This window comes from Vibrio sp. 1CM7H (assembly GCF_023161645.1).
Taxonomy (GTDB): Bacteria; Pseudomonadota; Gammaproteobacteria; order Enterobacterales; family Vibrionaceae; genus Vibrio; species Vibrio diabolicus.
This window is the reverse complement of the sequence record NZ_JALNTV010000001.1, coordinates 452,933-475,971: the sequence shown is the minus strand read 5'-3', so window position 1 is coordinate 475,971 and position 23,039 is coordinate 452,933. Positions and strand designations below refer to the sequence as shown.

Annotated in this window: 13 protein-coding genes; 2 read left to right on the top strand and 11 right to left on the bottom strand. The window is 43.9% G+C overall.

Going from position 1 to position 23,039, the window contains the following annotated elements:
• Positions 1 to 6: 6 nt before the first annotated feature.
• From tssA to MSG33_RS02015, 8 genes are all read right to left on the bottom strand, one after another.
• Positions 7 to 1,575, bottom strand: coding sequence for a type VI secretion system protein TssA (gene tssA / locus MSG33_RS02050; protein ID WP_248379646.1), 1,569 nt, complete (start codon positions 1,573 to 1,575; stop codon positions 7 to 9).
• Positions 1,562 to 3,562: a protein kinase gene (locus tag MSG33_RS02045; RefSeq protein ID WP_248379644.1), complete on the bottom strand. Its 2,001-nt coding sequence runs from the start codon at positions 3,560 to 3,562 to the stop codon at positions 1,562 to 1,564. The genes tssA and MSG33_RS02045 overlap by 14 nt, the downstream gene beginning before the upstream one ends.
• 238 nt (positions 3,563 to 3,800) lie before the next feature.
• Positions 3,801 to 4,745, bottom strand: a complete 945-nt coding sequence (locus MSG33_RS02040) for a hypothetical protein (RefSeq protein WP_248379642.1) — start codon at positions 4,743 to 4,745, stop codon at positions 3,801 to 3,803.
• Positions 4,738 to 5,730 carry a DUF2169 domain-containing protein gene (locus MSG33_RS02035; protein ID WP_248379640.1) on the bottom strand — a complete coding sequence of 331 codons (993 nt, stop codon included), beginning with the start codon at positions 5,728 to 5,730 and terminating at the stop codon, positions 4,738 to 4,740. Before MSG33_RS02035 ends, MSG33_RS02040 begins: the two co-directional genes overlap by 8 nt.
• Entirely contained in the window at positions 5,711 to 7,030 is a 1,320-nt protein-coding gene (locus MSG33_RS02030) for a hypothetical protein (RefSeq protein ID WP_248379638.1), read from the bottom strand. Before MSG33_RS02030 ends, MSG33_RS02035 begins: the two co-directional genes overlap by 20 nt.
• 94 nt (positions 7,031 to 7,124) lie before the next feature.
• Positions 7,125 to 7,607 carry a hypothetical protein gene (locus tag MSG33_RS02025; protein WP_248379636.1) on the bottom strand — a complete coding sequence of 161 codons (483 nt, stop codon included), beginning with the start codon at positions 7,605 to 7,607 and terminating at the stop codon, positions 7,125 to 7,127.
• Positions 7,608 to 7,609: 2 nt separating this feature from the next.
• Positions 7,610 to 9,688: a type VI secretion system tip protein VgrG gene (tssI, locus tag MSG33_RS02020; RefSeq protein WP_248379634.1), complete on the bottom strand. Its 2,079-nt coding sequence runs from the start codon at positions 9,686 to 9,688 to the stop codon at positions 7,610 to 7,612.
• Between the two features lie 72 nt (positions 9,689 to 9,760).
• Complete coding sequence (locus MSG33_RS02015; protein WP_005373415.1) at positions 9,761 to 10,279, bottom strand: Hcp family type VI secretion system effector; 519 nt, start codon at positions 10,277 to 10,279, stop codon at positions 9,761 to 9,763.
• Between the two features lie 456 nt (positions 10,280 to 10,735).
• Between MSG33_RS02015 and tssH the strand changes: the two genes are divergently transcribed.
• Both tssH and MSG33_RS02005 read left to right on the top strand, forming a co-directional pair.
• Positions 10,736 to 13,414: a type VI secretion system ATPase TssH gene (tssH, locus tag MSG33_RS02010; RefSeq protein WP_248379631.1), complete on the top strand. Its 2,679-nt coding sequence runs from the start codon at positions 10,736 to 10,738 to the stop codon at positions 13,412 to 13,414.
• Positions 13,401 to 15,032 carry a sigma-54-dependent Fis family transcriptional regulator gene (locus MSG33_RS02005; protein WP_248379628.1) on the top strand — a complete coding sequence of 544 codons (1,632 nt, stop codon included), beginning with the start codon at positions 13,401 to 13,403 and terminating at the stop codon, positions 15,030 to 15,032. The genes tssH and MSG33_RS02005 overlap by 14 nt, the downstream gene beginning before the upstream one ends.
• A gap of 84 nt (positions 15,033 to 15,116) precedes the next feature.
• Here the strand turns inward: MSG33_RS02005 and MSG33_RS02000 are convergent, their stop codons facing one another.
• From MSG33_RS02000 to MSG33_RS01990, 3 genes are read right to left on the bottom strand one after another with little or no spacing between them, the layout of a single operon-like run.
• Positions 15,117 to 19,892 (bottom strand): OmpA family protein, encoded by a 4,776-nt coding sequence (locus MSG33_RS02000; protein ID WP_248379625.1) that lies wholly within the window; start codon positions 19,890 to 19,892, stop codon positions 15,117 to 15,119.
• The gene (locus MSG33_RS01995; RefSeq protein ID WP_012842351.1) at positions 19,892 to 20,995 is read right to left on the bottom strand and encodes a hypothetical protein; all 1,104 of its coding nucleotides are present in this window, start codon (positions 20,993 to 20,995) and stop codon (positions 19,892 to 19,894) included. Before MSG33_RS01995 ends, MSG33_RS02000 begins: the two co-directional genes overlap by 1 nt.
• A 3-nt stretch (positions 20,996 to 20,998) precedes the next feature.
• The gene (locus tag MSG33_RS01990; RefSeq protein ID WP_248379622.1) at positions 20,999 to 22,693 is read right to left on the bottom strand and encodes a hypothetical protein; all 1,695 of its coding nucleotides are present in this window, start codon (positions 22,691 to 22,693) and stop codon (positions 20,999 to 21,001) included.
• Between the last annotated feature and the right edge of the window lie 346 nt (positions 22,694 to 23,039).

Here is a 23,039-nt window from a genome sequence, read left to right as displayed (position 1 = left end):
CTTTAATTAGTCATAAATTGCTTTCCACTCTTCATACTTCTCAGGTAAAAGATCCTTACTTCTGAATAACTGATGGAGTGTTTTTCGAATCAGGTCTTCTAACTGCGACGATAAGTGGGGTTCCCAGCTCGCGAGATTAAACGCATTTTGTACTTCCCACCCCTTCTCAAGATACGGCAAACACAACGGGTATAATCCAACAGACTGGTAAGCTGCTATCAATTGTAAATACAGCATGAACTGTCCACGCCCTGAGCCATCCAGCTCAAGTTTGCGGGCGAGTTCTGCGGCATATTCCCCTAGATTTTCTAGAGTGATATCCTCCACCAGCAATGAATCTTCTTCAGCGATCACAACCGTCTGTACGACAGTTTGTGCTGCCGATGAAGTAGCATCTTGAGTAGACAACCAACTCAATGTTGCTTCATCTGCAAATGGTATAGAATTCTTAAAAGAGAGGCGTTCGATGCCCTCCAGTGACTCAACAAACCGCTTTACTTCTTGTTTCACGGCAAGTGCTGCGTCATCAAAACCTAAGTTAGTAAGCATCAAATACACGAAATGGTGGCCTGTGAGCCAAAATGGCGCGTCAGTTAGCGTGCGCTCCAAACGTTTAATCGTGTCGATGTCACTTTCCTGATTGGCTTTGTCGCGGTATTCCGCTTGTTGATCGGACGATACCGCCAAGCTCAATGGCGTTTGATCGTTTTGGTGGTCAGGTAGACCATCAATGTCATCCCAAGTCAGATGACGATAAATTCGGTAAGCCAGCGGATCACTTGTATTCGCATGAAGCATGACTTCCGCGACTTTTTTTAACGTGCGTTTTGAAGCCGTAGGCGATGAGAAATCTGTATCGACATCGACTTCTTTTGCTACGGCTTTCTTAACTGGCGCAGGTTTAGGGGCCGGCGGAACCGTCTTCGCTGAAGCGGTTTGAACATCGTTCTGTGCTGGCGTTTCTACCGCGGCAGGCTGCGTAGCTGGTGCCGCTTGTTCGATGGTAGCGACTGAGTCATCGCTCTGGTCATCGGCAGCTGCTTGTTGAGATAAAACATTGAGCTGCGTGCGAATCTCAAAGAAGTCAGCTTCGGAGTCTTGGTAAACATCGTCGTACTGACGCTGCACTTCTTCAATCGCCGAAATACAGCCTGAAACTAATTCCCAAGATTGCGCACTGTCCGCAAGCTTAGTGCTCATCAATTTAAATTGATGATTCAACCACTCCACCGCACCGTCTCTACCGCGTTTCCGTGACGGGTAAAGATCACTACCGAAGCAAGCTAACGCCTCATTAATCAGTTTCAGACCTTGCTCAAAACCTTTGAGCCCAGATTCCTCGGCAAGCGCTCGTACTAAATAGCAAAGTGCTTTTAAATCTTTACTATGATGCTCGAGCACTTCAATCGCATTGGTTTTTACTACATTCCAGTCGACTGTTTCGCCAAATAGAGAACCGAACTTTTTTACCTCGGCTTCCATCATTTCATAGCAAAACTCGTAACGAGCATCGTTACCCGCAGGAGATTCATCAGAAATCGGTTTAAGAAGGTGATCAGTATCAATGTTGGACAAAATTCGCATCTCCTTCAGTCAAGTAGTCTCTCAATGCACGGGCTACGGCAATGGCACCATTTGCAGGCTTAGAAAACTGATGACTCTGATTAATCGCATCCGACGCCATGCTATCTAGAATTTTTGTGATTTCTGTAAATTTTCTTGGCGCATTTCGTTCTAAATCAGCAAGGGACTCATGCAATTTCTGTTTGTCGAAAATGGATTGCTCCATCACCGTACTAAACAGAATAAATTCGCTTCTTGCGATGATTAAGTCTGTTATTTTTTTTTCTAGTTCTGGCGTATTACCGAAGTAGGCTTTGGCTAATTCAGCTTCTTCAATCGCTTTGGTATAAAAGTGCGCTTCTGCATGTTTATCAATGGAGTCATTAATATTTTCCATTACTCTCTTTGGTAAGATTTGGCTATAGAAATATGCCTGTGACTGGTTTAATAACCATGCTTCTTTCACTTCTTCTTCTGCGAGCTTAGCTTCACCGCTTAAAATTAAGCGAGCAATCTGCTTATCTCGACTGCCAGCTATGGCAGATACTTTCATGGAATCGATAGAAGCGACATTTAACCCAGACATCACTTTAGTCAGTGTTTCGTCCGCATAGGGAAACAATGCACCATCACGAACGAGTTCCTCTCGCAACGTGACAAGCTCCTTGCGTAAATCCACTAATGTCTGTGGTAGTCCATCAGCTAAAGCTTGATAAGACTTCAACTGAGTCTGTTTTTCATTATATAAACCCGAAAGGCTTAATTGCTGAACTCTATACGCTTCTCGGTAGGCTTCAGTCGTATCAACGCTCTGCTCAGTTTTTGCTAATACTTCTTTGATATCCCATGGCGGCTCAGCCAAAAAAGAAGCAGTATCTGTGGGCGTGATTGTGTGACTTAAAGGTGTCGTTTCTTTGGCAAAAACAGCATCCAATGCATCCGAATTTTGCTGATACAAATAACTTCCTGTCATTGCCACCACACTCAACACTAAACTCGCCTCCAATAGTTTGAAGCGTCCGTACGCTGTTTTATCATTCGACTTACAGTGTGTAAGCAGAAGATCCGCATTACGCAAGCTACTGAAAATTGGTGCGTTAGAATTTGAGTGAATTGATTGCGTATCGATTCGCGCTAACTGTTGAGCAAAAGAAATAGCGGTATAGCCATGCCCTCTTGGTTTATTGATGACTTGTTTCAGCAACTTCCAAATATGAGCCGGGATCAATGCAGGACGTTTTCGGTCTTTTAATTGCTTATTCCAAGTATCACCAAATATTGAACCCAAAAATAAATGTCCAGCGAGCAAAGCAAGGGAGTAAACATCATCTTGCGGTTCGGCAATGCCAGTTTCGATATAAAGAGGGGAAGCGTAGCTCAAGCTTGCTTCTGCGTAAGGTTCCGTTTCTCCAATATAACGAGCAGCACCGAAATCGATGAGTTTAACGTAATCGCCTTCACTCACTAGTACGTTGGATGGCTTAATATCAAGATGGCAGATGCCTCTTGTGTGCATAAACTCTAAGGCACCAGCGAGTTGATATACCAACCAAGCGATATGGTCGTGACGGAAACCTTTAGAAGAGTGGCGCTCCATTTTTTCTGCTAGTGATTCACCTTGGATCCACTCGTACATCAAATATGGGCGTTCGAATTCGTTGCCGATTTTTATGAAGTTAGCCACGCTAGGGTGTTGAGAAAGCTCCAGCCTGCTCGCTTCGTTAATCAACATTTTGCTCGCAAATTCTGGCGAGTCATCATTGATAACTTTGCAACAGATTTGCTTTTCTGGCTGCCCTTTTTTTGCGAGATGATAAACGGTTGTTTTACCATTTTTAGAGGGAAGCTTGTCTAATACATCAAATTGTGAAAAAAGCACGTACTCAAGCTTTGGCTTATTTTTTTCTGCTAGCCTTTGCTCATTCAGTTTCTTTTTCTCAATAGCTTTCACAACCAACTGATCGATATATCCTTTGGCTGTACTCTGATTATTAGACACTTAGTACTCTTTCATAGAATAAATATTATTAGAGTTGAATAATATTTTCTTGAACATACTTGTATCAAGGCTAGTATTTAAAACAAACAGTAAGCCTATTATTTTAGTTATTATTACTAACTTATTAGAGTTTTTTACTTACGCTTTCACTGCATCAGTTATACGCTTTTTTCATGATACAAACGTAAACCTAATAATATGAGTGTATTTTCATTGCCATTTGATCGATGAGTGCCTACTAACATTGCAGCAACTGGAGAATCCCCTTGTCACCATGAAAGTCAAACATTAACAACGTGGTTGGTTGCCTAAAATGGTGATCTCTGACCGCAAAGGCGATTAAGGCTAGAGAAGAGCAACTGCCCATCGTGCCCCACAACTCATTGATAAGTTGCGGTTGTTCTGGGTTCGTGAATCGTTCTGCTTTAGCCCCCAGAGCAAAGCCGTAATCTTCCGAGTGCATGCGAAGGTTCGTCATATCGGAATACACTTCACCAAATGAATCGAGCTTTTTACTCGCACGTTGAACAAGTCGAAACATGCCTCTTCGGTCTGAAGTGTTTAATTCCGTATCAATGTAGCCAAGCTGCGCTTGAGGCTTAAGTTTCAATGTCTCTATGGTATTTTTGCGACAAAGAATTAAACCTGCCCCACCCTCGCTCGGAATAACGCCCCATGGATTATTCGTACTCATTACCATCGCATCGTCGATGAGTGTTTGCATCGAGTTCACCAAGGAATCGACACTGATACACATCATGGCATCATATTTATCCAATGATTTCATGGCCTGGAGAACGAAACTAGGCCCACTGGCATGAACTGCATTCACCACAGAGACAAATTCAGCATAGTTACTTTCACCAAGCCATTCTTGCACCTTTACTAGTGAAATAGACGCAGGCACCGCTATAAGTAACGGAATCGGCTTTAAAGAACGCGGCAATTGTTCCAACAATGAATCAAGCAAGTGGGTTATTAACTCACACGTTTTCTCAAACTGCTCAATTTCTTTGGTGTATTCGATTTTTGCGTAAGTAAAGCGCTCGATACCATCATCCCCTACACATTGGTCGAATCTTCCTAAATCAGCATACGAAACTGCACTGGCAATATCTAAATTCATACCGGTTGGCGTCATCACTTCCATACCTAGCACGTAACGGCCTGTTGAATTATGCATGCTCGCTTACCTCTTCCAACTTAGTGATCGATGTCGACACCAACAAATGCTCCTTGCCCTGACAAGGAAACGCAGCGGTGTAACTGATTGATATGGTTTTCTTTTCCGCATCAACGAATAAGGTGTACATCGCCATATCAGCTTGATAACTTTGATCTTTGAACGTCGCGATCGCACCATATTTTTCTTTAGGGATGCGAAATGAAAGCGTGTCATCATGACAAAAGCCACTCATCATCAAACGCTCCCCCCCACGAAGGAAGCCTTTGCACTGTTGATCAACCGGTGCGCTTTGAAAGAAACGTTTATCAAAATCGAGTGGCAACATTGGCTTACGGTTCTCAATCCAGTAGTCATCGAACGTGCCGGCCAGCTTCTGGCGCGACTCAAAGAACGGAGGGACTGGCCCGAACCCCGCAACGCGTAGTTTTTTCGCGGCGGCACTCCAGTCCTCTCGGGGATAAAAAACCGAGGGTACTTTCTGTTCAAGCAATTCTTTGTTGGAATCGGCAACCCCACCGCCTATTCGGTTACGTAAATCACCGCCTACCGCGCAAGTGTAATCAATGTCTTTTTCAATAAATGGGACTGGATTGCTCAGTGTGATACTGCCAGCATGCTCAACCCATACGCGTTCCCCGTGAATAGCGAGAGTCTTATCGATATGACCATCAATCAGCACACGACACTCTTGGTATGTCACTGGCTTTTTCGCGTAGCTGCGCGCTTTGCCGTAAACAAGTACATCTGTGTTTTCTTTGGTATACGCGAACTCGTGGTCAACTTTCATCGCAGAGAAGCCTTCTTCGCCCAAATATTGGGGATCATCGAAGATTTCACTTTCACCTAATTCGTGCCAAACCACACCATCGAATTGCCATGTGCGTTTGGCGACCACAACCCAGACTTCATCGCCGTTTTCGTCACGTTGAAAACGACCTTTAAGTGATAGCTCAGGGTGCGCCTCAATATCCCATAACTGCATTGCTATTCCTTAAGTTGAATCGTTCGCTCGCAGAAGGTGCGGCCTTTAAATTGTTAAAGTTCCAGTCTTGTTGATGAATCGGCATTGCCATATCCCAAGGCACGTAGGCTCTGGATTGAATACAGAGTTGACGCCATAGCCAATCGCGGAACAGCACATCAACGTTAGCATCTTGCATCGCAGCTAACGTAGACTCGAAGCTCAATGCGTAACCCAAGCGGCTTGGTAGATTTTGGATATATTTTTCATCTTCCACCCACTCATTGAGCAGATCGACGATCTCTTCCCATTCATACTCGACACCAACATCTTGCGGAGTCAGAGGAAGAAGTTTTCCGTAGACGACATACAAGGCTTGAAGCCAAATTTCCCCCTCAGCTTCCTCCAGACTTTCCAAGTGCTCGATGATTTGGGGCACCAGTTTCCAATCACCACCCAGCGCAAAATCAACAGGTGCTAATGGAGAAGAGATATCAAACGCCTCAAACTCTTTTAACTCAAGCAACTTGGCATAAGTGAGCACTTGCGCTGATGGTAATCCATTTGGTTCGATGCCAAAGCTCTGACGGAACCAAGTGCCTCTGTCACGTTTGGTAATCAAACGTTCAAATAGGTATTGTTCGCTGCCTGCATTGTCATTAAGCCAATCAATCCCCTCTTTTACGTCTTGTAAAGCGAGCAGTGGCAAAGCAACTTGAGAGCTAATGATGCTGGCTTTGTGCCAGCGCTTGATGAGAGAAGCACTTAATGTTTGACGTACACGTAAGCATTCAAAGTAAAACGCACTGGATGTCGCATTACCCTCAATAAGCTCCGAAAGCGTGCTATCCATAGATTCAACCGGAGATTGCACGGCAACGACCATTGCAGTTTTAGCGTCAATATCTTCGAGCAAACTCAGTCCACACAAAAGGTTATCAAGATCTGAACCTAGCTCTCCTTGTAACATGAGCCAGATATAGATTTCTGGCTCTTTGCTTCTTAATTGATGGAGTAAGCCCGGCGCTAATCGATAAAACGACAAGTACACTTGCTTCAGTTCTTCAATTTGGCGTTCGATCAGTTTGAGATACTCCAACTCACGACTTGGATAACCCCTTTTGTGAATTTGAACTCGCTGCCTGATTAAAAACCCGATACTTTCAGAAGCAATGGACAGCTTTTCATTACAGAAATCCAGCCATTTTACTGGCAATTGGGAAAGGTCGTTAACAGCGCGCTCAGCTTTTGCTAACGCGCCTTCGACTTCTTGATTGGTTATGGGTGCCTTTAGGTGCTCGACACCGATTCTTTGTCGCATCTAGTTATCCGTTATTAGCGTGCCATAACGCGATTGCAATTAGTTAATACAAAGTAATTAGCTAACTCGAAGTAAATTAGCTAACGCGAGGTAATTAGTTAATTGCGATCGTTCCGCCTTGAATTTTTTGTGCTTTTTCTGCTTGAGAAGTGACGTACTTCGCTTTAGTGGTAATTCGTCCATCGCGCCCGCTATAGCGAGTTTCTGTCTCACCACTTTTGACTACTAACTCTTGTTCTGTCTCGATAACCATCTTCTTAGCTCGCAATACAAACTCATCAGAGTCATCCAGAATGGAGAAAAAAATGTCCGTCACAAGAGGCAAGCTTAAGTCGTCGTTCAAAAACTCAATTCGACAACTTAATCGATTATCGATAGCCATTTGCAGTTCAGAACGACGAAAGCCACGTCCTAGTCTCGCAGTGAGTGGCTGCTTAAATGGATTACCATCAAAATCAACTCGTACACTGCCCGTAGACTCATTGATAGCCACTATTATTCCAAAACGCGAAAAGCAAGCCGTTGATTGGGCTTGCTGCTCTGATATTACTTCTGTTGTAAGAGGTTGTTTTTCCATTGTTAGTTAACCACTACGTTGCCACCTTTCACGACGACTTTGTCACTGCCTTCGATCGTAATAGCCGAGCCTGATAACTTTATTGAACCATCACTGTTCATCACTAAAGAGGAACCACCCGTTTTCAATACAATTTTGTCGCCACTGATGATTTGCGTCGCACCATCGGCTTTATAAGCGGTGTTACCTTTCACTGATACCGTTAAGTTGCCACCAACCGTCTGGTTATCATCCGCACCAATGTCTGAACTCTTAGATGCACCGATAGTAAGGTTACTGTTTTCACCAATATCTAAATCATCATTTTTACCGATCTTAGTCGTACGGTTATCACCAATTTCTAAGTCAGAATTGTTTTTCACATACTGAGCTTCATTCGCGTTGTATGTGACGGTAACGTCTTGCTCGACTGTCTCGGTAAACGTACTGTTTACTTGTGTCGTTTTATGCCCATGAATAGTTTCTTTATGGTCACCGTGAACTTCATTCGTTTGGTGACGTGCAACCTTTAAGAACTCATCTTGACCGATATCACGGTAACGGTTGTTGAGCACCTTGGTCGACATGTCTTTTTGAGCGTGAATATAGACTTCTTCTTGGTTCGCTTCGTCTTCAAAACTCAACTCGTTGTAACCTGTTCCTTTGTGCGTTTGCGTGCGGAACGTGGTACGAGTTTTGTTTTCTGGCAAAGAGTAAGGTGGGAAATGCAAACCGTTGTAAACTGCGCCCGTAACTAACGGACGATCTGGGTCCCCCTCAAGGAAAGTTACTACGACTTCGTGGCCAATACGCGGCAAATAAACTGCGCCCCAAGTTGGCGCCGCCATGGATTGGCTTACACGAATCCAACAGCTTGAATGCTCGTTGTTATCACCGTAGCGATCCCAATGGAACTGTACTTTCACTCGACCAAGCTTGTCGGTGTAAATCTCTTCACCTTCTGGTCCTACAACGACCGCCGTTTGCGGGCCATCCACTACTGGTGCCGCTAGTTTAGGCGCTTTAAATACCACATCACGTGGAATACATGAGAACTGGTTGTAGTAAGTGGTTGGCATACCGCTCGCTTCATCTTCATGCACTTGTGGGTCTTGCCCAGTGTGCATAACAGACAACATAAGGTAATCACGGTTGATCTCAGAGCGCGGATGGTCACTGACGTTAAAGCTGTAACCAGACGCTAAGCGCATTACGTCACTGGTTGCTTCCACTTGTTGATTATCGACAATGTGTTCCGACATCCACTCCGTGGTTCTCACTTGGCCCATCAGCGGGTCAACGTATCGTCCAGGATAATCAAACTGCTTGAGATCTTGGTCTAGCTCGCCAGCTTGTGTCATCTCTTGTGGAATTTTAGGGTGTTCGTAATTGTAATCTGTGTACGTAACCTGTCCCGTTCTAACGCGGTTAACTAACTCGAGATCAGAGATATGTTCGCGATCGGCAACACCGCCACCATCGGCATGATAAACAATCGGCCCAATGTATGAAGCATTTAGTGGTGAGCTTATCAAAGGTGCAATCGCGTCATTACTGTCGACAATGACCATCGTATGATTTGAATCGCTATGGTCAAAGTAATACCACATACCGTGTTCAGCCATCATGCGCTGCACGAAGTGCAAGTCAGACTCACGATATTGCAGAACGTATTCTTTTGGAGGATAAGTACCCAACACTTCAAATCGGTAATCGGTGACTGCCCCATCATCGAGTACTTCTGTGATGATGTCTTGCGCTGACTTTTGCTGGAAAATACGACAATCTTGGCGCTGAGATAAGAACCAAGCTTGAGGAACCAAGACTAATTGATAACGAGAAAAACGACGTCCAGTCCCTAAGTAACGAACTTCATTCACCACGCCGTTGAACACACGCGCAGCCCCAACACCTTGTCCGTAAAGTGTCAATGTTCCTGCTTTACGTATTAACTCATCGAACGAGATATCTGGATCAAGTGAAAGTAATGAGAGATTGATGTGGAAAGGCTTAGATAACTCTTCATGAACATGAAAGCTCTCAACCCGAAATTCATGCCCACATCCAGGCACTTCAAATTTAAATTCTACGTCATTCACCATATCTTTTACCTGATACAAATAATCGAATTAGGGCCAACAATCGTTGGCCCTGAATCTTTACGCGACGAGCAATTAAGCTTCGCGTGGAGCACGCCAGTCGTCGTTACCTGCAGTACCACAGTTTTCGTGAGTTACTTCGATCGCACGGTAAGTGAACTTAAGCACTTCTTCTGTCACGCGGTCAGCTGTTGCTGCGTCTTGACAGTGGTTCATACGAGTTTGGATATCGACAAGTAGCGCATCAATCAATTTGATTGAGTAGTAGTGCTCTTGTTTACCTTGAACTGAAGTACGGTAGAAGCGGATCACACACTCAGGAAGTTTTTCGCCAGATACTAGTGCGTTGAATAGTAGTGGAGATGAGCGATCTTGAACTTTAGTTACAACAAGTGGACGGTGTACACGTTGACCAGTTGGCTGACCACTTTGTGGATCACGTGGAACAGTTAGCACGTGATCAAGTTCTTGTACTAGGAACTCATCAACGTGAGCTTCTTGCCATGTGTTACCTACTGAATCTGCAGAGTAAGTATCTTTAGTAATATGGCCTTGAGTCTCACCTTGGATAGACATATATGCTGGAGTTGGCATCGCTATTTCCTTTTCTAAAATCTGTTTTGTTTAAATCACCAAATCGCTTATCACCGCGACTACTTGGTATAATCAAAGTCCGTGCCAACTTTAAAAACACAACAAAAACAACAACTTAAACAAATCAAGACATTATTCACTAATATCTTGAGTACAATTTATTGGATAAAAAACCAAAAAGTTGGATTAAGATAATAATAAATTGTTCTAATTTTAAAAAGTGAAAATAACCATATAAAACTGTGTAAATAAAGTCATTAAAACTAATAAATCCGACACTTTTACTATCAATTAATTTAGAATAACAACGTCATTAAAATAACCACAAACATTAATGTCACAATAATCATTAAAAATAACCAACAAACGATAGTCAAAATATCTTGATAAAAAAAGAACGCAATCACTTTTAGTATAATAGCCGCTACCTCTTTTCCTCTAAAGAATAAAATGGCTATGATAAATATAAACCTTTCTTCATTAATTCAGCGTCTACACCCGATTGCAAAAGTAGCATTAGAAGACGCCGCTGCACTTGCAGTCTCTGAAAAAGCAAACGAAGTTCAAATTGAGCATTATTTACTGAGTCTATTAGAAAGGCCAAATAGTGATTTTGACGTCTTATTAAGTCATTTTGATTGTTCTGAGAACTTATTAAGACAATCGGTTCGATCCACACTCGACACCAACGCCAAAGGAAATGGCAGCAAACCTGTTTTTTCTGCTTTATTAATCGAATGGTTGCAAGAAAGCTGGCTGGTTTCTTCTTTAGATCTATCCGAAACACAAATCCGCTCTGGTGCCTTACTCCTTACTCTTGTTAGCAACCCTCTCCGTTACGGCCAACATGGTTACGCCTCTATCCTTGAAGCGGTAAACCCTGACAGCCTTAAGCGTAACTTTGCAGAGCTAACAAGCCAATCTATTGAGGCGCAAGTTGCTACTTCAGAGAAAACACAAGCTCGTGAAGATGGCTCAGCACTGAGCAAGTTCACAACCGACTTCACTGGTAAAGCACGCAAAGGCGAAATCGATCCTGTTTTCTGCCGTGACCAAGAAATCCGCCAAATCGTGGACATTCTTGCTCGTCGCCGTAAAAACAACCCTATTGCTGTTGGTGAACCGGGCGTTGGTAAAACCGCAGTAGTAGAAGGCTTGGCACTTAAGATTGTACAAGGTGACGTACCAGACAACCTCAAAGGTGTTGAGCTTTACGGCTTGGACATGGGTCTTCTGCAGGCAGGTGCAAGCGTAAAAGGTGAATTCGAAAAACGCCTAAACGCGGTATTGGATGAAGTGAAAAACTCGCCAACCCCTATCATTCTTTTCATCGATGAAGCACACACCCTTGTTGGTGGCGGTAACCAAGCAGGCGGCAGCGACGCAGCAAACTTGTTAAAACCTGCCCTAGCACGTGGCGAAGTGAAAACCATCGCTGCGACAACATGGTCGGAATACAAGAAGTACTTCGAGAAAGATCCTGCCCTTGCACGTCGTTTCCAATTGGTGAAACTCGACGAGCCGTCTCCTGAACAAGCAGCATTGATCATTCGTGGTCTTCGCCCTGCTTATGAAAAATCACATAACGTTTACGTGCGTGACGATGCTATCACCGCTGCGGCAGCACTTTCTGCGCGTTACATCTCTGGCCGTCAACTGCCAGACAAAGCGATCGATGTACTAGATACGGCGTGTGCACGAGTGAACATCAGCCTTAATGCCATTCCTGCTTCTGTTGAGACACTGCAACAAGAACTTGCAGCTCAACAGCGCGAGCTTGAAGCACTTGAGCGTGATGCTCTGCAGCAAACTGGCGACAAGCACAACCTTGCTAATATTCCAGACCTAAAACTGGCAATGGAAACAACAAAAGAAGAGCTAGCTGAACAAGAAGCCCAATGGCACAAAGAAAAAGAGCAGATCCAAGAGATGATTGCTCTACGCTCTCGCTTGCATGAACTGGTCTTTGGCGAAGCAAATGAAGAAGAACTTGCTGCAGACGAGGATTCAGAACAAGAGCAAGACGTTTCTCCATATGCAGAAATGGATGAAGAAGCCGTTCGCATTGCAATTTCGGCCTGCCAAGAACAGCTAGATGTAATCCGCAATTGCAACCCACTGGTTCACTTTGAAGTGGGCCCAGATGAAGTCAGCCACGTGATCTCGGATTGGACTGGTATTCCAATGGGTAAGATGCTTCAAGACGAAGCAGAAACCACGCTAAAACTGAAAGAAAGCCTAACACAAAGCATCAAAGGCCAAGAATACGCGATCGATGCACTGTCTGAAGGCATTCAAACTGCAAAAGCTGGCTTAGGTAACCCAGACGCACCGACAGGCGTATTCCTGCTGGTTGGCCCAAGTGGTGTGGGTAAAACCGAAACGGCTCGTGCGATTGCTGATCAAATGTTTGGTGGTGAGCGCTTTATGACGACCATCAACATGTCTGAGTTCCAAGAGAAGCACACGGTATCTCGCCTAATTGGTTCACCTCCGGGTTACGTAGGTTACGGTGAAGGCGGCATGCTGACAGAAGCGGTACGTCAGCGTCCATATTCTGTTGTACTTCTTGATGAAGTAGAAAAAGCCGATCCAGAAGTGTTGAACCTGTTCTACCAAGTGTTCGACAAAGGTACGCTGAACGACGGCGAAGGCCGCACCATCGACTTCAAGAACACGCTGATCATCATGACCAGTAACCTTGCAACGCATGAGATCGAATCTTTAGTTCATCAATCCAAAGACATCGATGCAAACATCATCGCAGAAGCTATCCGCCCTACTTTGAACCAACACTTCAAACCGGCGCTGTTGGCACGTATGTCGGTACTGCCATTTGTTCCACTGTCTGATGAAGCAATGACAGAAATTATTCACCACAAGCTGAACAAAGTTTCTCAGCGTCTACAGAGCCATCACAAGTTGTCGCTAAGCTACGAAGAAAGCTTGGTTGAGTTCGTACTAGGTAACTGTCGCCTTGCTGAAACAGGCGCGCGTAATATCGACGCGGTCATCAACCGTCAGTTGCTGCCGCAACTATCGACTCAGCTATTAGTGCATGACAAGGATGATTCACATACGCAAATCGAAGTGTCTGTCGATGAGCAAGGAACACTAACCTATGCGTTCAGCTAACCATAGCGAACTTAGTAACGCCCTACTTGCGATCAGTCAGTCTTTGGCTGATCGCAGCCAGCTTACCCAAACATTGGATGCTGTGTTGACCGCTGCGAGACAAATGACCCTCGCAAAACATGGCATCATTTATGTTTTGGACCAGACTGGCCAAGCGTTGATTCCAAGTACCGCTCACCATAACGATAAAACGATTGTTTCCCACCCTTGGGAAGCATTACAGTTAGACTCAGCCAGTGAGAACGACCCATTTAACTTTGCCATTCGTAATGGTGAAGTGGTGTTGATTAACGAGTTGTATAAGTACAACGGCTATGACTGCGAAAGCATCTATCAAACTGAGCAGACACTGGGATTAAAAAGCGAGAACTTACTGGCTTGGCCTTTGATTGATAGCGAAAGCAAAACCATTGGACTGTTAGTCTTACTCGATTTAAGTGTTATCGACAATGAAGCTGCATTGACTGAGTTTTGTCGTATGGCCGCGAGTAATATTCGCCAAGCTGTGTGGTTAGAGCAATACGGGCAAGTAATAAAAAATCTCAATGCCGACAATCAAGCCCTAGTGCGCGAGAACACTCAGCTCAAAAAACGTACCCAGAAAGCCTATCAAGGTCCTATTGCAGAGAGCGAAGAAATGCTCAATGTCTTGAATCGTCTTGATAAGGTGCTATCTCTTCCTGTCGACGTTCTGTTGCGTGGTGAAACGGGCGCTGGTAAAGAGGTGATCGCGAAATACATTCACGAAAACTCTAATCGTTCAGAACAGGCTTTGATCGTACAGAATTGTGCCGCAATCCCAGAGCAGTTATTAGAGTCAGAACTCTTTGGCCATAAGAAAGGCTCATTCACTGGCGCAGACAAAGACAAAGTCGGTTTGTTTGAAGCAGCCAACGGCGGTACGCTTTTCTTGGATGAGATTGGCGATATGCCAATGCTACTGCAGGCAAAGTTGCTACGTGTGCTACAAGAACGTAAAGTTCGCCCAATCGGCACCAGCAAAGAGATTGAAGTGGACGTTCGCGTTATCGCGGCAACGCACTGTAACCTCATGCAGCAAATCAAAGATGGCGGATTTCGTGCCGACTTGTTCTATCGCTTGAATGTCTTCCCTATTACATTACCACCACTGAGAGCACGCAAGTCGGACATTATTCCCCTTGCTGAGCATTTCGTGCAACACACGACTAACACGCTAGGTTTGCCGCAAGCGCCAGGGTTAAGTGCCAATGTACGTAAACAGCTCCTTGCCTATCAATACCCAGGTAACGTGCGTGAGCTTAAGAACATCATTGAGCGCTCGGTGCTACTGTCCGATTTTGAAACCATTACTCACATTGAGTTTGGCGAACAAATCCCAGAAGATGTACCAAGTATCGACATGAAAGCAGCCTCACCTACCCCAGAGCAACCTGCTTACGAGCGGCAGGCACAAGCGGATTTAGAAGACGCTTCAAAGAGTCTTAAGGACGTTGTCAGCCAATACGAGCGTACAGTGATCATCGATTGCTTAAATGCGTGTAATTGGCACACCAAGAAGGCCGCTGAACAATTGGCACTTCCAATGAGCACTCTCAACCATAAGATGAAGAAATACGATATTTCTGCAGCTGGTTAAGCGAGATGCGAGATGCGAGATGCGAGAAAACTTTACTTCAGTTTCCGTTGGTAAGAGAAGAAAAACCGCCCGAAGGCGGTTTTTTTATATTGATTCTTGCTGCGGAGCACTAACATTCATTGGTTCTTTCACAATCCAATCCTCGATCCATGCTTTTCGTTTCACTGGGTTGTTCGCTAACTCTTTTTGCCAGTAGAGAAAAGCCGAATCATTCATTCGAGAAGCATCTCCTTCAATCTCCATCCAAGGCACACCTTCCACACTGTATTTTTGACCACCAGGCAAAGACAATTTCTGAGACTGCTTTATAGGGTACTCCCCTACACCGGGGGCAAGCCCCGTTTGCGATAGTGATGATACGGAAATATGCACCGGTAAGAACTCTGCTTTTTTCTTGTCTACTATAGGACCAAATGGCCTTAAAGTAGGCACTCGTCGTCCCGTAGGAGAGGTGTATCTAAGCTCAAACTTAACAATATGCAGCGTTCTACGGTCATTAAATGGGTCTAGGTATCGATTTGGAGCGTCCTTGACTTTCGCCTGAAACTCTTGAACGAAAGAGGCTAGATCCGATGTAATCTCAGTATCAGCCTCAGTGAAACTCACCTCTTTAATTTCTACTTTTGCATAAGGAGAAGGGACTTCTTTCTTATAAGTGTACTCGCCTACTTCAAGCAATGAACCAAAGAAACTTGGCCCTTCAGTCGTATCTTTTGAAAACATCGATTCTTGCTCTTCAATCGACAAAGATAACCGCATTGGCACCCGATAGCCCTCTCCCATCATGCGCTTATATGTCTCTTTTTCGCCCCCTTCGGAAAGTAAAGCGACATATATAGTGACTGGCTTGTCATTGGACCAATCAAGCACGGGGGATTTTGGTGCTTTGTCATCGAACCACTCAAAACCACTCCCTTTCGAAACAGCACTAAAGCTCGAAACATCACCTTTTAGATACGGAGCAATACCTTCAGTTTTTTTAGCAGAAGCACTTTTAACAAACTCTTCGATTAGTAAATCATATTCGTTAATCACTACTTGCCTATTCGCCAGACCGTCGTATAGAACAAGTGGTAAACCATCAACCTCGACTTCTCCATCGTCATTCAGATAACACTGCTTACCATAGGTATTATTGTCATCGACACCATAGTTAAACTTGGATAACTGCTGTTCAGTACCTGCTAGAGACAACGTATTCCCATCAGCAGTGAAATAGTATTGCATTGAGCGAGCTTCTCCACTTTGTTTCCATTTATCGAAGCTTTGCATCTCGTAATTTGAGTATAAAGGCTTAAGACCTGGGATTTCATATTCGCCGAACCAATATGTTGGCTCAAATTCAACACATGTCAGATGCTCTTCAACTGCGTGTTGGTCAAAGTAACTTTTTAGCTTATCGTTGCTTCCGCACAAAGTTAGATCATCCGCTTTTCGCGGCGCCATCAAAACCTCAAAGCTTGGCCCTTTAAAGTCCCAAAGCGACCGCTCACAACAATATTGCAAAGTTGTCTTAAATATCTTCTTTTTAGATTTAGAGGCATTACTTGATAATACAATCTGTACCTTAACACGTGTAAAAGGCGTAATTCGATTGGTTTTATTTGGGGAAATCCACTCTTCAAGCGGCTTCCAAGAAACCCCATCCCCTTTACTATCAACTAGCAAACGGCTGAAGCCAATATCGTCCGATTTAATCGACTCCACGTTGTTATCGAACATTTTCGCGAAATCGGAAAAGCCATTGTCCGCATCTCCCTGATATAGACGGGCTTGTACTGGGAAGCCTTTATTGAACTCCCCTTGAATGCGAGCTCTCTTTAACAAAGGTGACAATTGTGGCGAATGTTCATTTTTCCAAGATTGAGCAAAAGCACGGGCAGCACTTACACCTGACTTATCATCCCTAACTCGTTGTATCCAATTCTGAGCCATGGTGTTATAGCTACTTAACGGTGCCTCCCAGTTATCATTGATAACATAAACATCGATGTAATCCTTAACTCGATATTCCTCAAGCAACCCTTGCAACTTAGAAACATTAGGGTTCCAAAGCGAAATTCGAGCAAGCAGTTCCACGAGCCCATTAAGCGCAAGAGCACGGAGTAAAAATCGTTTCTGCAACTCTTGCACCGTTTCTTTATTCTTCAGGTGAGATTCAACTTCATCACGTGTTTTTATCTCACTACGCTCAATCGTTACCTCTAGATCTCTGTACTGTTGAAGAACTCGAATATGGATTTTACCCAACTGGTTTAGTTGGTCGATATTCTGATAACGTCCTTTAAAGTCAGAATAGGCTTTTTCAGTAATGAGCTCGTCCAGCACAGATAGCGCGCAGTCTGCGAGTTCTGCTCCCGACCTTAGGTACAAAATGCCCGCAGCAAGCGGAGCTAACGGTGTAAACATCGCAAACCCGCTAAGAGTGGTTAACACCGCCGCGACTTGCGCCTTCTGCGTATCATCTAAGCCAACATCCAATGCTTGCTTCAACTGACGTGCTTTCTCTAATTCCACCATGCCGCTGCGGCTCGGTGGTAAAACAACTTGATAGTTAGGAATAATCAAGCGAACTTCAACTCGTCGATCTAGGGCTGCAGGTGCGCTGTCTCCGGTCTGTGACATATCGCTCTTGGTACTATCAGCCGTGAGCGGCTGAGTATTGCCATAAGACGCTGTGTAAACCCTTTCTTCCAAGCTGGGGTCAATGGAGATAATCGCGTTAGTAACAGTCTTTGCACGTTTAGCAGCCACGAGAGCGTTCGCATCAGAAGAACCAATCCTACCAGCATGCCCTTCTATCGATACCTTGTAGCTTGGGTTATCTAGCATCAATTGCGACAAATACTTACACACTTGTTTAATGTCTGTTCTCAGCTTGCCGTGCTCATTGCCATGTTGCCATTCGTTGAACTTAAAGTTGATATGAATCGCTAACCCTTGGCTGTCCTCAACTATGTGGGCTATCTCCTCACCATCGCTACCATTGATGACGTTTTTAGCATCGTCTAACGCTTGTGCCCATTCTTGATACGCTTTAATAACTGAAATAGATTGAAGGTAACTTTGAGATACCGCATCGAAATCTTCTTTGGCTTCAAGAGACTTCTTCTCAAGCTCGTTTTCTTTTTGCACCAAATCGTACAAGTCAACTAAGCTAGAGCCAGATTCAAGAATTGGAAATGCTCGGTTCATCTTCTCCATAACGGAGCCATTAAACCATGACCTCGCAAGTCGTGTTGAGTTCTCGCTGAATGTACCCGTGATCAAGTTAGCTTTTATCACATCGAGTTCGCGTTTAATAAAAGAGATGTTCATACCGCTCTTTCGAAACGCCAAGGCCGCCGCCTGATTAAAGTCGAGCCCCTTATTGGCAAATCTTATCGCCTTGGTCAATTCTTTACGGCTTTCTTTAAATGCTGAAAAGCCAAAAGCGAGTGCAACACTACTGGTCATTAAATCGGGCAGTTTTTGTTTCTCTATGTCCGACCAGATACCTTTAGAGACACTAAACATGGTTGCTTTCAGGTTATCTGAAAATGGATTCCCTCCCATCAGAAAACCTTCAGCCAGACTTTCCGCGTTCTTTTTGATTGCTGACGCTAAACCGAGTGTATTGACACCTGTCCCAGAGAGAGGAACGGATTTACCAGTTTTTGTCATCAACTCGCTGTAATTGGAAGGTAATGCTTGGGGGTACTGGTAAAACAAACATTCTTCAAGAGAGATCATGTCGCCACACACAATGGCTAGTTTTCCGTAACCACTGATTGATTTAAACGTTACCTTTTCATTCAATTCGTAGGTATAACAATCCTGCTCTTCTAGGCCAGTAACCGCCGACGATTTATTACGTTCAAATCGAAGTCGTCCAGACTTGATAACTTCAGGAAACTTATTTTGAAGACGCTTATTTTCTTTAAGATAATCCTGAACAAAGAACTGAACCCTCAGACCGTAGAAACCATCCCCAAGTACGATGTGATTACCTTCTGAGGTTGACTCAGAACTTGAAGGTTCGATGACCGACGGTAGATTAAATGATACAGATGGTAAAGTGTCGTTAAATTCTTGCGACTCTTGATCTTCATCATCATAAAAAGGCCGCACTACAATCCCCCTTGCTAACACCTGTTCTGAGGTTTGCTGCTGATTTTCAAGGTGGCTCCGATATTTTATTAATGACACCTCAGCACCTATGTAAATATCGCTGCTAAACACTATGCTAATGGTATTTACACTGGGTACAACAAACCCTTCAATAAACTCAACACCAGATGACTGAATATCAGCATACCATTGGTTGTAGTTTTCTTCTTCTTGCGAAAGTAACGCCCCAAACTCTTGAGTGTAAGGCTTCGCAAGTTGTTTTACTGAAACTTTCGACGGTTTAAAAAGCCTCGGCTGATTTAACTGAGGACTCATTTTCGTATAGAGGGACTTTATGGTTTCCTTAATTTCAGTAATAGATGATGAACTTTTCGCCAATTGACCAATTAAATTAGTTGGTGGAAAAAGCATCTCATAGTCATGGGCATCATCAATCGTTGTGATGGGGCTGTTATGGCGAAGAAGCACTTGCGGTTTACTCTCCTCGGCTTCACTTAAGTACGACACCTTACATAGCCTGCCATATTGATCACTTCCCCAAAACCTAGGCAAAGTTACAGAGTCTTGAGAGAGAGCATCTATTAGTATTGGGGTAAATGGGATAGGTCGAACATTCTTTACATGATTTGCGCTGGTTAAGTCTGACACTGTATTCCAATTACTGAACTCGCGTCCTGCTTCTGTTTCTTCACCTTGAAAATACACTCCTAGCAAGTACATTGGTTTATCGTAAGTACATAAGTCAACCATCACTCACTCTCCTTAAACCAAAGACCATCATTTGCCAAGCCATTGTATAAGCTCATGTTTGAGTTAACGCCTATTTCACCAGTACCTAGCGCATACCATTGCCACCTTATCTGTGTTTCGCGATCAACCACTGTCATACGGGATACACGGTCGTGTGCACTGAATCGAGCATCTTTTCCTAATATCCCCGAACCCACATATTCAGTTTTGTCATATTTTTTTACAGTTTCATTCTCAATATCAAAAAAGAATCGATTTTGAGCATTTTGGCCCCAAGCATATCTTCCCATTGGGCTCATACCCCTAAATTTCAACCACTCTCTTTGCTGAACCTTGCCTTTTGGCTTAATGCTTATGTGTTTCAGAGCATTGTTCGTTAAATTTCGCTTAAACACCCCTGTGTAACTTAGATTCGTTATTGTCTTATTATTTAGGACAGCGTAAGGGCCAACTCCAAAATCAATTGCTTCAATTTCGCCAGTTTCAGAATCCCAACGAGCGTTATCAAAGTCGCCCATCGTATGAAAATACAAATAACGGCTATCCTCTGACCAAACCATGCCAGGGGAGCCTAATCCCATCACTCGCGTTTTTACACCTGTTTTTAGGTCGTAAACATACTTGCCAGTTCCTCTATCTATCCAAGCAACATAACGCAAGTTAGGAGAGCGTCGAATAAGCACAATGCCATCAACCTTAGTATCTGGCACCACTAAGCGTAAATCTGTGCCATCCGTCTTCATGCTCCAAATCTTCAGTTTCACCCTGTCATCATCATCATTGTCCCATGCGAACTGAAAACGCGGCAGGTCATAAGAGCTAGCATCATTAATATCCTCCTTAGGCCATTCATCTGAATTAAAGACATAGTACTTAGGGAACATGCCAGGCATTGGTTTTATTTTGTCATCGGATACCCAATTTTCATTGGTGACTGCCGACTCCATTACGTAGTAGTTATGCTCGCCGACATAAACGCGATCTGGGTGTTTTTCTTGCTCTGTTTGCGCAGAACTCGAAACAGGGGAAGCACTTTGTTGAGATTGGTCATTACAACCAATGATTGCTAAGCCTAATAACGTGATTAGTAGTGTTTTTTTCATTTTTTAGCCTAATAAATCCGTAACTTTTACTTTTTCGCGCAACTTAAACGTTTCGGGAGTTTCATTCCCTCGTGATGCATGAGCCCCCCTTAAAATATCGACTTCTTTAACCTTTTCAGGCCAGCCACTAAATCGTAAATTTAGGTAACCATCAACATCAGGAGTGGCACACCTGAAGTAAGCTTTTTGTGACCATCCATGTTCTTCATTTTGTAACATAAAATAATCATCGGGCTGATCGGTGGAGCCAAGGACTCGATAGCGTAATATGATCTCGCTGCCAGGAGGCGGTATGTTTACTGCCGCGACATTACAATTGCTCTGCTCATTAACAACCGCCTTCACTTTTTGATTTTCAGATAGCTTTGGTAACTTAAAAACCGTTTGTAGAGTGAAATCTTTAGAGCTACTGTAATCCGACATCTCAGATAGTGAAATTGCCATCGACTGATAGTTACTCTCTAACTCAGAAACAGCACCATCACTCAAGGCTTGAGGCGAGTAATACAGGTACACATCTTGGCATTCGCCTTTAATTTTGTATGGTAGCCAGATATGAGGCAGCGGATAGCCCAACACCTCATCACTCGGCGCAGAAGAGGCCTTCATAGGGCTAGGATGTGTCGAAACCATCATTTGCTCATGTGCAAAACCAGCAAATTTGACCTCAACCTCTTCAGCGAGCAAACTAAACACTCTTGCCTGCTCATTGATGTCTAGTTCACCGCTAAATACTTCTACCCCATCTTGCAAAATTGAGAATGGTTCAAATGCAACATTCTCACCGGGGAACAATGAAGAGCCATCAATATTGACGTGCCTTGTTTTCATTGTTTTCTTCCGGCTACTGCTCATATCCACATCAGCAAAGTATCCATTGCTAGTCACTTGCAACTCACGCCAGACTTCTCCTCTCCAAATAATGTAAACACGCCCTGATGTGTAGCCATCCCATGAAGAACCCGATTTGTATAGAGGAACCACAGGCACTAACACGTTATCCCACTCATCCATCTGAGTTTCTTTATCAACGGGTTGCAGGTCTTCGGCGAGTTTAAGCAAAATTGGCTGAGGCTGGTCAGTGCAAGGGATTTTGATATAAAGCGTTTTGCCCTCAGCTTCGAGATCTTTAAATGTCGCGAGGCTGCGGTGTTTGTTTTCTGTATCAGCCTTGCCTACAGTCACTTTTTCTTTTTGAGCTTCGGTTTTTCCCAACATCAAACATGCCGCGTTGCTAGACCACTGCCCTGCAAACTCGACAACGATTTTTTGATCTGGACTTGGCTCAGAGGGGACATGCGTGTAACTACGAACTAAAGCAACATCGTCGGTAACCTGCTTGTATCCTGCTTTAAAAGCTTTGCTTTCATTCGAAGCAGATACAGAGTCAACGAGTGATTTAAGTCTAGGGAAGCTTTGCAGCTGAGAGTCCGTCAATGGCGACCGACGTGCAACGGTAGATAATGACACCCAATTGCCTTTTCCCAATTCGATTCTTATAGCAGCTAGCAATGCGCTGGTCGTTTTTTTGGCAGAGATGGAAATCTTTTGCGCCAATTCTTTAGGGAGGTTTCTAAGGATGTCATCTGAATTTCGCAAACGCGAAAGCTGTCCTATACACTCGTCCGGTGTAAGAACATAAGATAGCTCGTTGGAGGATAGCTTCGAGCTAGGTATAAATTTGCAAACTAAATGCATTTGAATTCTCCACAACCAACATCGTAAATATGGCTGCGGTGACAATTAAGCTGATAAGGCTTACAAGTACGATTTGGTCTGCGTATCCTACTTACTTAGCCATTTATTTTCAACGAGATAGAAAAATCACCCGAATTCAAAAACACCAAGCAAATGGTGATTTTTACTATCAAAACATGCGATTTAACCACAACAAAAGCCAGTAACATCACCCACTTTGTCAAAATGGTAAAATCTTACTCTCTAAAAAAATTTAATTTATGGACTGAAGTTAACAAAAGTCGTAGTAACGTGCGCTTCAGGTAAGCACGAGGAAATTCAGAAGTTTATGAGGTGCCCTCCTCAG

Coding starts and splice junctions, on each gene's coding strand:
- MSG33_RS02025 (WP_248379636.1), bottom strand. CDS start 7,607: ATGGAAAAACAACCTCTTACAACAGAAGTAATATCAGAGCAGCAAGCC.
- MSG33_RS02015 (WP_005373415.1), bottom strand. CDS start 10,279: ATGCCAACTCCAGCATATATGTCTATCCAAGGTGAGACTCAAGGCCAT.
- MSG33_RS02040 (WP_248379642.1), bottom strand. CDS start 4,745: ATGCATAATTCAACAGGCCGTTACGTGCTAGGTATGGAAGTGATGACG.
- MSG33_RS01990 (WP_248379622.1), bottom strand. CDS start 22,693: ATGCATTTAGTTTGCAAATTTATACCTAGCTCGAAGCTATCCTCCAAC.
- MSG33_RS02030 (WP_248379638.1), bottom strand. CDS start 7,030: ATGCGACAAAGAATCGGTGTCGAGCACCTAAAGGCACCCATAACCAAT.
- MSG33_RS01995 (WP_012842351.1), bottom strand. CDS start 20,995: ATGAAAAAAACACTACTAATCACGTTATTAGGCTTAGCAATCATTGGT.
- MSG33_RS02035 (WP_248379640.1), bottom strand. CDS start 5,730: ATGCAGTTATGGGATATTGAGGCGCACCCTGAGCTATCACTTAAAGGT.
- MSG33_RS02005 (WP_248379628.1), top strand. CDS start 13,401: ATGCGTTCAGCTAACCATAGCGAACTTAGTAACGCCCTACTTGCGATC.
- tssH (WP_248379631.1), top strand. CDS start 10,736: ATGATAAATATAAACCTTTCTTCATTAATTCAGCGTCTACACCCGATT.
- MSG33_RS02000 (WP_248379625.1), bottom strand. CDS start 19,892: ATGGTTGACTTATGTACTTACGATAAACCAATGTACTTGCTAGGAGTG.
- tssI (WP_248379634.1), bottom strand. CDS start 9,688: ATGGTGAATGACGTAGAATTTAAATTTGAAGTGCCTGGATGTGGGCAT.